At 69.6% G+C, this 15,784-nt stretch carries 13 protein-coding genes; 9 read left to right on the top strand and 4 right to left on the bottom strand.

Features of this window, described 5'->3' with window-relative positions:
* Window positions 1-227 precede the first annotated feature (227 nt).
* Both EEY80_RS13830 and EEY80_RS13825 read left to right on the top strand, forming a co-directional pair.
* Window positions 228-809: a TRAP transporter small permease subunit gene (locus EEY80_RS13830; RefSeq protein WP_126977326.1), complete on the top strand. Its 582-nt coding sequence runs from the start codon at window positions 228-230 to the stop codon at window positions 807-809.
* A complete protein-coding gene (locus EEY80_RS13825; RefSeq protein WP_126977324.1) occupies window positions 806-2,695 on the top strand; it encodes a TRAP transporter large permease in 1,890 nt (629 codons plus the stop codon). The genes EEY80_RS13830 and EEY80_RS13825 overlap by 4 nt, the downstream gene beginning before the upstream one ends.
* A 149-nt stretch (window positions 2,696-2,844) precedes the next feature.
* Here EEY80_RS13825 and EEY80_RS13820 read toward each other — a convergent pair whose 3' ends face one another.
* Window positions 2,845-3,951, bottom strand: coding sequence for a TRAP transporter substrate-binding protein (locus EEY80_RS13820; protein WP_126977322.1), 1,107 nt, complete (start codon window positions 3,949-3,951; stop codon window positions 2,845-2,847).
* Window positions 3,952-4,405: 454 nt separating this feature from the next.
* Here EEY80_RS13820 and EEY80_RS13815 point away from each other — a divergent pair, with 454 nt between their 5' ends.
* Window positions 4,406-6,034, top strand: coding sequence for a GMC family oxidoreductase (locus tag EEY80_RS13815; protein WP_126977320.1), 1,629 nt, complete (start codon window positions 4,406-4,408; stop codon window positions 6,032-6,034).
* A gap of 15 nt (window positions 6,035-6,049) precedes the next feature.
* Here EEY80_RS13815 and rocF read toward each other — a convergent pair whose 3' ends face one another.
* Window positions 6,050-7,015, bottom strand: a complete 966-nt coding sequence (gene rocF / locus EEY80_RS13810) for an arginase (RefSeq protein WP_126977318.1) — start codon at window positions 7,013-7,015, stop codon at window positions 6,050-6,052.
* Window positions 7,016-7,193: 178 nt separating this feature from the next.
* Complete coding sequence (locus EEY80_RS13805; RefSeq protein ID WP_126977316.1) at window positions 7,194-7,760, bottom strand: YcbK family protein; 567 nt, start codon at window positions 7,758-7,760, stop codon at window positions 7,194-7,196.
* 312 nt (window positions 7,761-8,072) lie between these two features.
* Here EEY80_RS13805 and EEY80_RS13800 point away from each other — a divergent pair, with 312 nt between their 5' ends.
* The 4 genes from EEY80_RS13800 to EEY80_RS13785 are packed head-to-tail and all read left to right on the top strand — an operon-like array spanning window position 8,073 to window position 12,358.
* Window positions 8,073-9,680: a L,D-transpeptidase family protein gene (locus EEY80_RS13800; protein ID WP_126977314.1), complete on the top strand. Its 1,608-nt coding sequence runs from the start codon at window positions 8,073-8,075 to the stop codon at window positions 9,678-9,680.
* A 41-nt stretch (window positions 9,681-9,721) separates the two neighbouring features.
* Entirely contained in the window at window positions 9,722-10,822 is a 1,101-nt protein-coding gene (locus tag EEY80_RS13795; RefSeq protein ID WP_126977312.1) for a UDP-3-O-(3-hydroxymyristoyl)glucosamine N-acyltransferase, read from the top strand.
* Window positions 10,823-10,856: 34 nt separating this feature from the next.
* Complete coding sequence (locus tag EEY80_RS13790; RefSeq protein WP_126977310.1) at window positions 10,857-11,129, top strand: acyl carrier protein; 273 nt, start codon at window positions 10,857-10,859, stop codon at window positions 11,127-11,129.
* The gene (locus EEY80_RS13785; protein ID WP_126977308.1) at window positions 11,126-12,358 is read left to right on the top strand and encodes a beta-ketoacyl-[acyl-carrier-protein] synthase family protein; all 1,233 of its coding nucleotides are present in this window, start codon (window positions 11,126-11,128) and stop codon (window positions 12,356-12,358) included. Before EEY80_RS13790 ends, EEY80_RS13785 begins: the two co-directional genes overlap by 4 nt.
* A gap of 95 nt (window positions 12,359-12,453) precedes the next feature.
* Here EEY80_RS13785 and EEY80_RS13780 read toward each other — a convergent pair whose 3' ends face one another.
* On the bottom strand, window positions 12,454-13,137 hold the full coding sequence (locus tag EEY80_RS13780) for an invasion associated locus B family protein (RefSeq protein ID WP_126977306.1): 684 nt from the start codon (window positions 13,135-13,137) through the stop codon (window positions 12,454-12,456).
* A gap of 580 nt (window positions 13,138-13,717) precedes the next feature.
* Here EEY80_RS13780 and EEY80_RS13775 point away from each other — a divergent pair.
* Window positions 13,718-15,289 (top strand): helicase HerA-like domain-containing protein, encoded by a 1,572-nt coding sequence (locus tag EEY80_RS13775; RefSeq protein ID WP_126977304.1) that lies wholly within the window; start codon window positions 13,718-13,720, stop codon window positions 15,287-15,289.
* A 93-nt stretch (window positions 15,290-15,382) separates the two neighbouring features.
* Window positions 15,383-15,784 (top strand): hypothetical protein, encoded by a 402-nt coding sequence (locus tag EEY80_RS13770; protein ID WP_126977303.1) that lies wholly within the window; start codon window positions 15,383-15,385, stop codon window positions 15,782-15,784.

Here is a 15,784-nt window from a genome sequence, read left to right as displayed (position 1 = left end):
GGTCTTCCCTCTATTTCATAGTCCCGGACTCGGCATTTGTCCTGCCGGGCCCGGCCGGGTCCGGGCCGTGCCCGCAGCCGCGCCTGCGGTTTTCCACAATTGACGCCCGGGAAGCCCCCCCTGCGACAGCAGCGTGATTGACGCCTTATCGCGGCTTCGCCATAGGAAGGCGCAATGGGGCCGGAACGGCCGCATCCAACAGGGGTACAGGTGACAGGGAGGACGGTATGGGTGGGCTTCTAGGCCTTTCCAGGCTCATCGACCGCGCCAACGAGGCGATCGGGCGGGCGGTGGCCTGGCTGATCCTCGTGGCAATCGTGGTGAGCGCAGGCAACGCGATCGTGCGCAAGACGCTGAACACATCGTCGAACGCATGGCTGGAACTGCAATGGTATCTGTTCGGGGCGGCGTTCCTGCTGGCCGCGGCCTATACGCTGAAGCAGAACGAACATATCCGCATCGACATCCTCTATGGCGCGCTGCCGCGGCGGGTGCAGCACTGGATCGACCTCTTGGGGCATATCTTCTACCTGATGCCCTTCGCCCTGCTGATGATCTATTATCTCGTCCCCTATGTGCTGCGGTCCTGGGAACTGGGCGAGGTCTCTACCAATTCGGGCGGGCTGATCCTGTGGCCGGCCAAGCTGCTGCTGCTGATCGGCTTCTTCCTGCTGGCGCTGCAGGGCGTGTCGGAGATCATCAAGAAGATCGCGGTGATGACCGGGCAGATCCCCGATGACGGGCCGCATGGCTCGTCCCATGGCGCGGCGGATACGGTCGCCGAAGCCTCGGCCGGGGAGAGCCGCTGATGGAATTCATCGCCACCAACCTCGCCCCGATCATGTTCGGATCGCTGATCCTGTTCCTGATCGTGGGTTATCCCGTGGCCTTCGCGCTGGCCGCGAACGGGTTGCTGTTCTTCTTTATCGGGGTCGAGCTTGCGCCGCTGTCGAACGGGGTGATCTCGCTCGACTGGCCGCTGCTCAACACCATGCCGAACCGGCTGTGGGGGGTGATGTCGAACGAGACATTGCTTGCCATTCCCTTCTTCACCTTCATGGGGATCGTGCTGGAACGGTCCGGCATGGCCGAGGACCTGCTCGACACCATCGGCCAGCTGTTCGGCCCGGTGCGGGGCGGCCTGGCCTATGCCGTGGTGATCGTGGGCGCGCTGCTGGCCGCCACCACCGGCGTGGTCGCGGCCTCGGTCATCGCCATGGGCCTGATCTCGCTGCCGATCATGCTGCGCTATGGCTATGACCGCAGGCTGGCCTCGGGCGTGATCGCGGCCTCGGGCACGCTGGCGCAGATCGTGCCGCCGAGCCTCGTGCTGATCGTGCTGGCCGACCAGCTGGGCCGGTCGGTCGGCGACATGTACAAGGGCGCGCTGATCCCGGGGCTGGTGCTGACCGGCTTCTACCTGCTTTACATCTTCGTGCTGTCGATCGTCGCACCGTCGCGCGTGCCGGCCCTGCCGAAGGAGGCGCGGACGCTGGGATCGGGCATCACCTCGTTCTTCGTGGCGATGGCGGTCTGCATCGCGATCACCTGGGGCGCGATCTACTGGCTGGAACCCTCGATGGGCGCGGATGCCGACATCATCGGCTTCGGCATCGGGGTGCTGGTGATCTATGCCGCCGCGCTGATCGACAAGGGGCTGAAGCTGAACCTGATGTCGCGGCTGGCGCAGCAGGTGATCATCGTGCTGATCCCGCCGCTGGCGCTGATCTTCCTCGTGCTCGGCACCATCTTCCTCGGCGTGGCGACGCCGACCGAAGGCGGGGCGATGGGGGCCGTGGGGGCGCTGGTCCTCGCGGCGGCCAAGGGCCGGCTGAACATGGGCGTCATCAGCCAGGCGCTGCACTCGACGACCCGGCTGTCGGCCTTCGTCATGTTCATCCTGATCGGGGCGCGGGTCTTCTCGCTGACCTTCTACGGGGTGAACGGGCATCTGTGGGTCGAACATCTGCTGACCTCGCTGCCGGGCGGCGAGGTGGGCTTCCTGATCGTGGTGTCGGTGCTGGTCTTCTTCCTGGCCTTCTTCCTCGACTACTTCGAACTGGCCTTCATCATCGTGCCGCTGCTGGTGCCGCCGGCCGAGGCGCTCGGGATCGACCTGATCTGGTTCGGGGTGATCCTCGCGGTGAACATGCAGACCTCGTTCATGCACCCGCCCTTCGGCTTCGCGCTGCACTTCCTGCGATCGGTGGCGCCGCGGCTGCCGTTCAAGGACCGGGTGACGGGCCAGACGGTGCAGCCGGTGACGACCGGGCAGATCTACCTCGGCGCGGTGCCGTTCCTGGTGATCCAGCTGGTGATGATCGTGGTGGTGGTGGCCTTCCCGCAGATGGTCATGCACTACAGGGGCCCGGCCGTGGACATGGAGAATGTCACGATCACCCTGCCGCAGCTCGGCGGCGGGCTGGGTGGCGGCGGGCTGGGTGGCCTGGGCGGCGGTCTCGGCGGTGGTCTCGGCGGTGGCTTGGGCGGCACGGCACCGGCACCGGGCGCCGCGCCCGCGCCGGGGGCCGCGCCCGGACTGGCTCCGGGACTGGCACCAGGACTGGCTCCGGGGGCCGCGCCGGCACCCGCGCCGGCCACCCCGGCGGCACCTGCCCCGGCACAGCCGGGCGGCCTTGGCGGGCTGCCGCCGGGGCTGCAGCAACCGGGGACGGCGGCGCCTGCGGGCAACTGATCGCCTCGTCCAGACGACACACGGCGGCCCCCTGGGGCCGCCGTTTCCGTTTCCGGGGGGCAGGCTATCGGTGCCGGCATTCCACGACGAGATGCAAAAAAGGCCCCGCGGCATCACCGCGGGGCCTCGTCACTCGATGCGATCCGGGATCAGAGCTTGCCGGCGTTCTGCTGGATCATCATGAACGTGTCGTAGTTGTATTCCGCGATCTGCGCCCAGGTGTAGTTCTCGCTGCGGAAGGCCTTGATCGACTGCCAGATCTTGGCGAAGGCCGGGTTCGAGGCCTCCATTTCGGCATAGACCTCGTTCGCCGCGTTGAAGCAGGCCTCGAGGATCTCGGGCGAGAAGGGACGCAGCTGCGTGCCCTGCGCGACCAGCGACTTGATGGCGGTGGGGTTCTTGTAGTCGTACTTGGCCAGCATGTCGTGGTCGGCGGCCATCGCGGCGGTGCGCAGCAGCGACTGATAGGCGGGCGGCAGGCCCTCATAGGCGGCCTTGTTGAAGTAGAAGTGGACCGTCGGGCCACCTTCCCACCAGCCGGGATAGTAGTAGTAGGGCGCGACCTTGAAGAAGCCCAGCTTCTCGTCGTCATAGGGGCCGACCCATTCGGCAGCGTCGATGGTGCCCTTTTCCAGCGACGGATAGATGTCGCCGCCGGCGATCTGCTGCGGCACCACGCCAAGGCGTTCCATCACCTTGCCGGCGAAGCCGCCGACGCGCATTTTCAGGCCCTGCATGTCGGCCACGGTGTTGATTTCCTTGCGGAACCAGCCACCCATCTGCACGCCGGTATTGCCGCCGGGCAGGGCGTAGATGTTGTGCTGCGCCAGGAACTCGTTGTACAGGTCGATACCGCCGCCATGGTAGTGCCAGGCGTTGATGCCGCGGGCCGACAGCGAGAAGGGCACGGCCGCCGCCACCGCGTAGGTCGGGTCCTTGCCCCAGTAGTAGTAGCCCACCGTGTGGCAGGCCTCGATGTTGCCGGCGGTCACCTCGTCGGCGGCCTGCAGGCCGGGCACCAGTTCGCCGGCCGGGAAGACCTGGATCTGGAAGTTGCCGTCGGTCGCCTCGCTCAGGAACTTCGACAGCGCGTCGGCGCCGCCATAGATCGTGTCCAGCGATTTCGGGAATGACGAGGTCAGGCGCCAGGTCACCTTCGGCATGGTTTGCGCGACGGCGGGTGCAGCCAGCGCGGCCGAGGCGGCGGCAGCGGCCCCGCCGACGCTGGCCTTGGTCAGAAATGAACGACGGTCCATCAGGATCCTCCCTAAGAAACGATAGTCGAGACCGCACGGGAGGATTCCGCGGTTGTTCCGCGGTGTTGCCGTCTCCCTCCCCGGACGGTTCCGGCGTCACGTTTGCATGGGGGCGCAGGCTCTGTCCAGCGCCGGCGCATCGCCAGCGCCCCTTCGCCGCATCCGGCGCCCGGGCGGGCGGTGCGCGGGCCGTGCAAGGCGGCGGGCGCTGCCCCCTGACGCAGCATTCGCCCAAGGCGCGGGCAGTCGGATGGGCGGTTAACCTATGGTCAACACTCGGCATTCCCCGTGATCCCCGCTAGGGCGGACCGGACGAACCGCGCGCCGATTCCGTCGCCGGAATGTCGCATATGGAACTGCCCTTTTGCGGGCGGAATGTTTGGTTTGGGCCGCAGGGGGAACGGCCGGGCGGTCATGCGGGCAGGCGGCCGGCACCGCCCCGGCGGGACGGGTGGTGACGGTGACGGACGAGGATTTCGACTACATCATCGTCGGCGCCGGGTCCGCCGGCTGCGTGCTGGCCGAACGGCTGACCGCCTCGGGCCGGTACCGGGTGCTGCTGCTGGAGGCGGGCGGCAGCGACCTGCGGCTGTTCGTGCAGATGCCGCTCGGCTATGGCAAGCTGTTCTACGACACCGGGGTCAACTGGGCCTATCGCGCCGAACCCGATCCGGGGCTGGCCGGGCAGGCCGATTACTGGCCGCGCGGCAAGGTGCTGGGCGGCTCCTCCTCGATCAACGCGATGGTCTGGATCCGGGGGCATCGCAGCGACTATGACGACTGGCGCGACGCGGGCAATCCGGGCTGGGGCTGGGACGCGGTGCTGCCCGCCTTCCGCGCCATCGAGGACTGGGAGGGCGGCGCCGACGACTGGCGCGGGCAGGGCGGGCCGCTGCACATCTCGGCCAACCGCGCCGGGCTGCATCCGCTGACCCATGCCTACGTCGCTGCCTGCGCCGCCGCGGGCCTGCCCGAGACCCCGGATTTCAACGGCGCGCAGCAAGAGGGCGCGGGCATCTACCAGCTGACGGTGAAGGGCGGGCGGCGGATGTCGGCGGCGCGGGCCTTCCTGCGCCCGGCCCTGCGGCGACGCAACCTGGTGCTGCGGACCCGGGCGCAGGCCACCGGCCTGATCTGGGAGGGCAACCGCGTGACGGGCGTGACTTACCGGCATCGCGGGGGCGAGCGGCGGGCGCGGGCGGGGCGCGAGGTGATCCTCGCCGCCGGGGCGGTCAACACGCCGCAACTGCTGCTGCTGTCGGGGATCGGGCCGGGGGCGGAGCTGCGGGCGATGGGCCTGGACGTGCGCCACGACAATCCGAATGTCGGCCAGCACCTGATGGACCATCAGGGCCTGAACTACACCTGGCGGATGACGGTGCCGACGCTGAACCAGCAGCTGCGCCCCTGGTGGGGCAAGGCGCTGGCCGGAGCGCGCTGGCTGCTGACGGGGGCGGGACCGTTGTCGATGTCGATCAACCAGGGCGGCGGCTTCTTCCGCACCGATCCGGCGCTCGACCGGCCGAACATGCAGCTTTACATGCAGGCCTTCTCGACCATCATCCCGCGCGTGGGCGAACGGCCGGTGCTGACGCCCGATCCCTTCCCGGGCCTGTCGCTGGGCCTGTCGAACTGCCGCCCGTCCAGCCGGGGCTGGATCCGGCTCGCCAGTGCCGATCCCTTCGCCGCGCCGCGCATTCAGCCCAACGCCTTTTCCACCGAGGGCGACGTGGCCGAGATGCTGGCGGCGGTGAAATTCCTGCGCCGGATCGCTGCCGCCCCGCCGCTGGCCGGGCTGATCGCCGAGGAGCTGCGCCCCGGCCCCGCCACCGCCACGGATGAGGAGCTGATCGCCGATTTCCGGCTGCGGTCGGGGACCGTCTATCACGCCTCGGGCACGGCGCGGATGGGGCCGGACCCGGCCGGCGCGGTGGTGGATGCGCGGCTGCGCGTGCATGGCGTGCCGGGGCTGCGGGTCGCCGATGCCTCGATCTTTCCCACCATCCCCGGCGGAAACACCAACGCCCCGGCGATCCTCGTCGGCTGGAAGGCGGCCGAGATGGTGCTGGAGGATGCGCGCTGACGGCGTCGCGACGTCCTAGACGAAGGCCCGCGTCGGCCGGTCGAACACCTTCCGGCCCATCAGGCTCGCCACCAGATCGACCATCAGCCGGGCCGTCCGCCCGCGTTCGTCGAGGAAGGGGTTCAGCTCCACGAGGTCGAGCGAGGTGACGAGCCCGCTTTCGTGCAGCAGTTCCATCACCAGATGCGCCTCGCGGAAGGTGGTGCCGCCCGGAACGGTGGTGCCCACGGCAGGCGCGATCGACGGGTCGAGGAAATCCACGTCCAGCGAGACATGCAGCAATCCGTTCCGGGATTTCACCACGTCCAGAAATTCCCGCAACGGCGCCACGATCCCGAATTCGTCCAGCACCCGCATGTCGTTGATGTCGATCTCGCCCTCCTGCAGCGCCGCATGTTCGGCGGGGTCGACCGAGCGGATGCCATAGAGGCTGATGTTCCCGGTCGGCAGCGGCGCGGGGAAGGGCGGGAAGGCGTCGAAGCCCGGGCGCCCGGCGATATAGGCCACGGGCGTGCCGTGCAGGTTGCCGGACTTCGTCGTCAGCGGCGTGTGATAGTCGGAATGCGCGTCCAGCCACAGCAGGAACAGCGGCCGGCCCACCGCCTGCGCATGGGCGGCGACGCCCGCGACCGACCCCAGCGACAGCGAATGGTCGCCGCCGAGAAAGATCGGGAACCCGCCCTCGGCCAGCGCCGCCCGGCCCGCGGCGGACAGCGCCTCGGTCCAGCCCACGGTTTCGGCAAGGGAATGCACCGCCGGGTTGGGGCAGGTCACCTCGCGCAGGGGCGGCAGCGCCACATCGCCGCGGTCGGTCACCTGATGGCCGAGGTCGGCCAGCATCCCGGCGATCCCCGCGACCCGATAGGCGGCCGGCCCCATCAGGCAGCCGGGGCGGCGCTGGCCGGTATCGACGGGCGCGCCGATCAGGTGACAGGCGATCTTGCCCGTCCGGGCGGCGGCTTCGGGCGGCGATTGGGTCATGGCATCCTCGCAGGGAAAAGCTGGCTCGCAGGGAAGGGCTGGCAGCCCGCATATCTGGCGGTGTCGCGGCGCGGGACGCAAGCATGGCGCGGCGGCAGTCCGGCGGCCCGGCATGAAAAAGGCGCCTCGGAGGGCGCCTTTCGCGGGCCAGGGCCCGCATCGCGAAGGGGGAGGCGGTTCAGCCGCCCCAGGTGCGGACCGGACCGCAATCCATGTGCACGAAGTTCGACCGCGAGTATTTGCCGACGCCGCCCGCGCTGCAGGCCGAGGCCGCCTTGAACATCTGCGACACCGACCGCGAGGTCAGCCGCAGGTCCGCCGCCTGGCCTTTCATGTGCAGCGAGTTCTTCGCCACGCCGCCCGACCGCGACCGCAGCATCGCATTGGTCTGGGGCGAGCGATAGCCCGAAAGCATCATGTAGGGTTCCGACACGTCCATCAGCCGGTGCGAGGCCGCGGCGATGTCGATGGTGCGCGCATCGAAGCGCACCGCCTGATCCGTGCGCCAGTCGCGCATGAAGTGATTGATTTCGGTCATCGCCTCGGGGATGTACTCGCCGTCCAGCCAGTAGATCGTGTCGAGGCTTTCGCCCGTCCGGCCCGAATACATGCGGATGCGGCGCACATCGCCCGCGCCGCGGAGGAAGCCGAAGGCATTGGAGTAGGTCGGGGCCGCCACGACAGCCGTCGCCGCGAAAATCCCCAGCACCCCGCGCCGCGAGATGCAACCGGTGTGGTCAGTCATGGATGCGCCTGTCCCGTCGTCTCGCCGCAGTTTTTTGCGGCATTCTTCAAGTTATCCCCAAGTGCACCGCGTTTATGCCATGCCCGGGGCATCCTGCCAACGCTCTCGTGGACGAACGGGCGGGCCGGCTGCGGGAATAGGCAGAATATTGCTTAATCCCGTGGCATTGCCGGGCCGTGGACAGCCGGCGCGCCTGCCTGTGGCCAAGATGCGACAATTCTGCGCTTGCGCTGCGCGCCACCCGTGGACAGCCGCGCGGCAAAGCCGCACCTTCCGCCGAAGGCGCGGCAAAAGCGATGTGGGGACAAGGTGATGCGGTCTGCGATCGGGCGGTTCGGGCGATGGACGGCGGTGGCGGCGCTGCTGGCGGGGGCGCCGCAGATGGCGGGCGCGACCGCCGACAGCCTGATCTCGCCTTTCGCGCAGGCCTTGGCCGAGGCCAGCGCCGGGTCCGGGGTGTTGCAGGACTTCTACCGCGCGCGTAACCAGATGCCGATCTGGACCACGCCCGAGGATGGCGCGCGGCGCGCGGCGCTGTTCGCGGCGCTGGACGGCGCGGCGGATCACGGGCTGCCGACGGGCCGCTATGACCCCGTCCGCCTGCGCGCGGGCATCGCCGCGATCCGCAGCGAAAGCGACCGCGCCCGGATCGAGGCAGAGCTGAGCCTCGCCTTCCTCGCCTATGCGCATGACATCAGTTCGGGCGTGCTGGACCCGGCGCGGATCGACGCCGGGATCGTGCGAGAGCTGCACCGCCCCGATCCGGCGGCGCTGCTGGCGGCCATCGCGGGGGCGGATCCGGCGCGGGTGCTGCGGGGGCTGGCGCCGCAGGCGCCGCAATATGCGCAATTGCGCAAGGCCCGGCTCGACCTGCGGCGCGCCATCGAGGGCGGTGGCTGGGGTGCCGAGGTTCCGGCGGGCAAGCTGCAGCCGGGCGACAGCGGCCCGGCGGTGGTGGCGTTGCGCGACCGGCTGGCGGCGATGGGCTATCTGGGCCGCACCGCCACGCGCGACTTCGACGGCATGCTGCAGGGGGCGGTCCAGCAGTTCCAGCTCGACCACGGGCTGACCCCGGACGGCATCGCCGGCGAGGCGACCATCGCCGAGGTCAACGTCCCGCCCGAGGCGCGGATGGAATCGGTGATCGTCGCGATGGAGCGGCTGCGCTGGATGAACGGCACCGAACTGGGCGACCGGCATGTCTGGGTCAACCTGCCCGATTTCACCGCCCGCATCGTCGACCATGGCAGCGTGACCTTCGAGACGGTCAGCGTCGTCGGCATGAACCAGTCCGACCGCCGCACCCCCGAATTCTCGGACATGATGGAATACATGGTGGTCAACCCCACCTGGTATGTGCCCCGCAGCATCACGGTGAAGGAATATCTGCCGATGCTGCAGAAGAACCCCAACGCCGTCAGCCATCTGAACGTGGTCGACAGGTCGGGGCGGGTGGTCAGCCGCTCCTCGGTCAACTTCGCGGCCTACAGCGCCCGCACCTTCCCCTATTCGATCAACCAGCCGCCGTCGGATGCCAATGCGCTCGGGCTGGTGAAGTTCATGTTCCCCAACCAGTGGAACATCTACCTGCACGACACCCCGTCGAAGTCGCTGTTCCAGAAAGAGGTGCGCGCCTTCAGCCACGGCTGCATCCGGCTGGGCCGGCCCTTCGACTTCGCCTATGCGCTGCTGGCCGCCCAGTCCGACGACCCCGAGGGCCTGTTCGCCGCGCATCTGGACCCGGGCCGGGAATCGCGCATCAACCTCGACCGGCCGGTGCCGGTGCATCTGGTCTATTTCACCGCCTGGCCGACCCCGCGGGGGCGGATGGACTATCGTCGCGACATCTACGGGCGCGATGCGGCGATTTTCGACGCGCTGGCCGCCGCCGGGGTGGCACTTCCGGCGGTTGGTGGCTAGATCGTCCGAAGGTGGCCCGATCGGTCGCCGGCGGAGGTGAGATGCGCGCGACCGACCATTCCCTGACCGAGATCGCCCGGGCCATCGGCGGGCGGGTCTGCGGCGACGGTGCGCTGCGGGTGACGGGCGCCGCCGAACCCGCGCAGGCGGGCCCTGCCCAGCTGGCACTGGCGATGGACCCGAAATATGCGCCCGGGCTGGCACAGGGGCAGGCGCGGGCGGCGGTGCTGTGGGACGGGGCGGACTGGCAGGGGATGGGCCTCGCCGGCGCCATCCTGATCGACCGGCCGCGCCTGGCCATGTCGGGGCTGACGCGGGTCTTCGACCCCGGCCCGGCCATCGCGCCCGGCATCCATCCCGCCGCCATCGTCGATCCCGCCGCCTTCATCGGCCCCGGCGCGGCCATCGGTCCCTTCGTCACCATCGGCGCGGACGTGGTCATCGGCCCCGGCGCCCGCATCGCCGCCCATGCCAGCATCGCCGAAGGCGCGCGGATCGGCAGCGACGCGCTGATCCTGCAGGGCGCCCGGATCGGGGCGCGGGTGGCGATCGGCGACCGCTTCATTTGCCAGCCGGGCGCGGTGATCGGCTCGGACGGCTTCTCCTTCGTGACCGAGCAGAAATCGGGCGTCGAGGAAATCCGCGAAACCCTGGGCGAGCGCGGTGCGGTCACCGCCCAGCCCTGGCTGCGGATCCATTCGCTGGGCACGGTCGAGATCGGCGACGACGTCGAGGTGGGCGCGAACTGCGCCATCGACCGGGGCACGGTGCGCGCCACCCGCATCGGAGACGGCACCAAGCTCGACAACCTCGTCCATGTCGGCCACAACGTGCAGGTGGGCCGCGACTGCCTGCTGTGCGGGCAGGTGGGCATCGCCGGATCGGCCCGGATCGGCGACCGGGTGGTGCTGGGCGGGCAATGCGGGGTCAGCGACAACATCTTCGTGGGCGACGACGTCATCGCGGGCGGGGCTACCAAGATCTTCACCAATGCGCCGGCGGGGCGGGTGCTGCTCGGCTCGCCCGCGCTGAAGATGGAAAGCCATGTCGAGGCGTGGAAGAACATCCGCCGTCTGGGGCGGCTGTTCGCGCAGGTGGCGGAACTTAAAGAAGCTGTTACAAAGCTCGGCCAGAAGGGCTGACCGCCCGGCGTTCGGGCGATGGAAGGATAGAACCATGAGCGACAGCGCAAGCGTCAAGGACCGCGTCATCGCCATCATCGCCGAACAGGCCGTGCTGGACCCCGAACAGGTGACGCTGGACTCGAGCCTCGAGGATCTGGGGATCGACAGCCTCGGGCTCGTCGAATCGATCTTCGCCATCGAGGAGGCCTTCGACATCTCGGTTCCGTTCAACGCCAACGATCCGTCGCAGAGCGAGTTCGACATCTCCTCGGTCGCGGCCATCGTCGCGGCGGTGGAAAAGCTGATCGCCGGGCAGACCGCATGACCGAGGCACGACCCGGCGCGCCCCGGCGCGTCGCGATCACCGGCGCGGGCACGATCAACGCGCTCGGCCATGACGTTGCCGCCACCTTCGACGCCTTCCGCGAGGGCCGCTGCGGCATCGGCGAATTGCAGTTCCGTGACGTGGACCGGCTGTCGATCCGCATCGGCGGGCAGGTCCGCGACTACGATCCCGAGGCGCATTTCAACCGCCAGCAGATCGCGCTCTACGACCGGTTCACCCAGTTCACCCTGCTGGCCGCCCGTCAGGCGATCGACCAGTCGGGCCTGAACTTCAACGGCAACCTGGGCTATGAAGCCGGGGTGGTGCTGGGGACCGCCGCGGGCGGCATGAACACCTGGGACGACAACTACCGGCTGGTCTATGAAGAGGGGAAGAACCGCGTCCACCCCTTCGTGGTGCCGAAGCTGATGAATTCCGCCGCGGCCAGCCATGTCAGCATGGAATGGAACCTGCGCGGCCCCTCCTTCACCGTCTCGACCGCCTGCGCCAGTTCCAACCACGCCATGGGCCTCGCCTTCCAGATGGTCCGCTCGGGCGCCTGCAAGGCGATGGTGACCGGCGGGTCCGAGGCGATGCTGACCTTCGGCGGCATCAAGGCCTGGGAGGGGCTGCGGGTGATGTCGCGCGACGCCTGCCGGCCGTTCAGCGCCAACCGCAACGGCATGGTGCAGGGCGAGGGCGCGGGCGTCTTCGTCTTCGAGGACTGGGACCATGCCCGCGCCCGCGGTGCCGATATCCTGGCCGAGGTGATCGGCTTCGCCATGTCCTCGGACGCGTCGGATATCGTGATGCCCTCGCAGCAGGGGGCCGAGCGGGCGATTTCCGGCTGCCTGCGCGACGCGCGGCTGAACCCCGAGGAAGTGGGCTATATCAACGCTCACGGCACCGGCACCGCCGCCAATGACAAGACCGAAAGCGCGGCCGTCGCCCATGCCTTCGGCCAGCATGCCGACCGGGTGATGATCTCCTCCACCAAGTCGATGCATGGCCATATCATCGGCGGCACCGGCGCGGTGGAGCTGCTGGCCTGCATCCTGGCCCTGCGCGACGGCATCGTCGCGCCCACCGTGGGCTATGAGGAGCCGGACCCGGAATGCGCGCTGGACGTGGTGCCGAACGTGGCGCGCGAGGCGCGGGTCGAGGTCGCGCTGTCCAACGCCTTTGCCTTCGGCGGGCTGAACGCGGTGATCGCGCTGCGCCGCGCCTGAGTGCGCGCGACGGCGGCCGGAATGCGAAACGCCGCCCGGTCGGGGCGGCGTTCTGCGTTCGGGCGCCGCGGTTGCCCGCGATCAGTTGCCCGCGATCAGTTGCCGGACGGGGCTGCGGCGGCCGCGGCCGCGTTCGCCTTCTCGTTCGCGGCGGCGACCGCCTCGAACCCGGCGGTGAAGCCCCGCAGCGACAGTGTCAGCGCCACGCGCTGGTCGGGCGCGCCGAGCGGCGTGATAGCGACGGTCGCCTCGTTGCCGCGGCGGAAGGCGTCGAGTTCGGCCTGCGTGAAGCCGACCCGCGCCACACAGCCCTGTTGCGCGCAGAAGGTGAAGCCATAGCGCTTGGCCTCGCCACCGTCGATCTGCAGGATCACCGCCTCGGTCAGCAGGGTTTCCAGCGGGGCCATGATCGTGGCACCGGCCACCGCCTCCTGCCCCTCGGGCAGGCCGAACATGCTGAACTCGGCCACCGCATTGCCGCGGTCGTCGTTCAGCAGCTGGTACAGCTGGCAAGGGTCCGCGCCGGATTCGGTGCGCAGGCAGCGCTGCTGCCAGTCGCCATGCGTCGCCGCGACATAGGGCTGGCCGATGCCGCCTTCCTCGGCCGGAGCCTCGGCAGCAGCGGGCGCATCGGCGGAGGGGGCATCGGCGGGCGCCTCGGCAGCGGGGGCGGGCGTTTCTGCCGGCGCGGCCGGCGCGGCGTCCTGTGCGACGGCGGGAAGGGCCGCACCGAGCGCCAGAACGAGCGCGAGGCGGAGCGGGGTCTTGAAATCGGTCATGTCATGCACCGTGGGTCAGAGCTCTTCGCGCGCCGGTCTAGCACGCGGTCCCCGTAGTGTCAGGTGCCGAAGCGGCGATCAAGGGCGGACTGGCGTGACGATTGCGCGATCCCGCCGCCGCGATGGCTGCCGCGATGCCTGCGCCGGGCGTCCGCGGGCCGTTGCGGGGGCCGGAAAAAGGAAAAGGGCCCCGGACGGACCCTTTTCCCGATGCGCTCCCTGTCGGACTGGCCGACTTAGTGATTGCAGGGGACGCTAGGCACTTCGGCGGCAGGCGTCAACAGGAACGAATTCCCCATATGCGATGCATGAAGCGGCGGCCGCCATTGCCTTGCAGACGGGCGCCCGGCAGACCCGATGCCCGCGATCCGGGCGGCGGTGCGACGGCGCGGGGCCTGCCCGCGGCGCGATGCGCGAAAAAAGGGCCGCGTCCGCAGACACGGCCCAGTCCGACAGGGAGGAAGCACATGCCGCGCGGGACTACGGCGCGGCCCGCCCACTCTGGCGCGAGCCGGTTAAGGATGTATTGTCGGACCGGCGCCGGCCGTGTCCGGCCCGCAAGACGACAGGGGGGGGCGGCATGACGGGTATTCTGGAGGGCGAGGCGATCTTCGTCGGCGGCGGCGGCCCGGGCCATGCCGAACCCCAGCATCTGCTGCTGAAATACGGCAACCGCCACGGCCTGATCGCGGGGGCGACCGGCACCGGCAAGACCGTGACCCTGCAGGTTCTGGCCGAGGGGTTTTCCGCCGCGGGGGTGCCGGTCTTCCTGTCCGACGTGAAGGGCGATCTGGCGGGCATGGCCAAAGCCGGCGACCCCGCGGGCAAGCTGCACGCCGCCTTCGCCGAACGCGCGGCCACCATCGGTTACGACCTGGCCTATGCCGCGACCCCTGTCACCTTCTGGGATCTCTGGGGCGAGCAGGGCCATCCGGTGCGGACCACGGTGACCGAGATGGGGCCGCTGCTGCTGGCCCGACTGCTCGACCTGACCGAGGCGCAGGAGGGCGTGCTGAACATCGCCTTCCGGCTGGCGGATGAAGAAGGCCTGCCGCTGCTGGACCTGAAGGACCTGCAGGCGATGCTGGTCTGGATCGGGCAGAACGCCGATGCCATCGGCCTGCGCTATGGCAATGTCGCCGCCGCCAGCATCGGCGCGATCCAGCGGCAGTTGCTGGTGCTGGAAAATCAGGGCGGGGCGGGGTTCTTCGGCGAACCGGCGCTGGATCTGGCCGACATGATGGCCCCCGCGCCTGGCGGGGCGGGCCGGGTCAACATCCTTGCCGCCGACCGGCTGATGGGGGCGCCGCGGCTGTACGCGACCTTCCTGCTGTGGCTTCTGTCGGAACTCTTCGAGACACTGCCCGAGGTGGGCGACCCCGACCGCCCGAGATTCGTGTTCTTCTTCGACGAGGCGCATCTGCTGTTCGACGACGCGCCCAAGGCGCTGGTGGACAAGGTGGAACAGGTGGCCCGGCTGATCCGGTCCAAGGGCGTGGGCGTCTATTTCGTCACCCAGAACCCCGCCGACGTGCCCGACGACGTGCTGGGCCAGCTGGGCAACCGGGTGCAGCACGCGCTGCGCGCCTTCACCGCGAAGGACCAGAAGGATCTGGCCCGTGCCGCGCAGAACTATCGCGCCAATCCCGGGTTCGACACCGAAACCGCGATCCGGGAGGTGGGGACCGGCGAGGCCGTGACCTCGTTCCTTCAGGCCAAGGGCGTGCCGGGGATGGTGCAGTGCACGCTGGTGCGCCCGCCGGCGAGCCAGCTGGGCCCGATCGCCGGGGAAGAGCGCGCGGCCATCGTCGCGGCCTCGCCCTATGGCGCGAAATATGCGGTGGCGGTGGATCGCGACAGCGCCTTCGAGCGGCTCGCGGCACGGGCGGAGGCCGCCGGGAAGGCCGCCGCCGCGGCCGAGGAAACCGAGGCCCGGGCCGAGGCCGAGGAGCGGGAGTTCCGGTCTGCCCGCCGCTATGACGGCAAGACGGTGGGCAAGTCTACCGCGCGTCCCGCCGGCACCGCGCGGCGCAGCTCGCGGTCCGACAGCATCGTCGAAACCTTCGGCAAAAGCCTCGCGCGGCAGGTGGGCAATCAGGCGGGGCGGACGCTGGTGCGCGGCATCCTCGGCGGGCTGTTCAAGGCGCGCTGAGACGGCGGAGTGCGGAAAGGCGACCGGGGCGGAACCAAAGCCGCGCACGGTCGTTGTCACGGCAATTCACCCTTCCGTGACAGGATGTTAGCCATGACGCTCGCCCGTTCCCTGGCCCTGGCCGGCCTGTGCCTGACGCCCGGACTGCTGCCCGTCGCCGCCAGCGCCGACCATTGCACCCGCACCATCACCGCCATCGACGGCACCGCCCCCTGCGTGCTGGCGCTGCATGAGACCTCGATCGGTCCGACCGGCGCCAAGCATATCCGCGTCACCCCCACCGCCGCGCCGGCCCCGGGCAGCGATTTCGCCGTGGGCGACACCTTCCCGATCTATGACCACAACATGCTGATCGACCCGCCGCGCTATGGCCTGCCGGCGGTCACCGGCAACTGGCGCTATTACCGCGCCGAGGGCGTGACCTACCGCGTGGATGCCGAAACCCACGCGGTGCTGGAAGTCATGGACGTGACCGGGCTCGCGCTGCTGGACTGA

The organism is Frigidibacter oleivorans, from assembly GCF_003993775.1.
Taxonomy (GTDB): Bacteria; Pseudomonadota; Alphaproteobacteria; order Rhodobacterales; family Rhodobacteraceae; genus Frigidibacter; species Frigidibacter oleivorans.
This window is presented reverse-complemented; position numbering and strand designations above follow the sequence as displayed.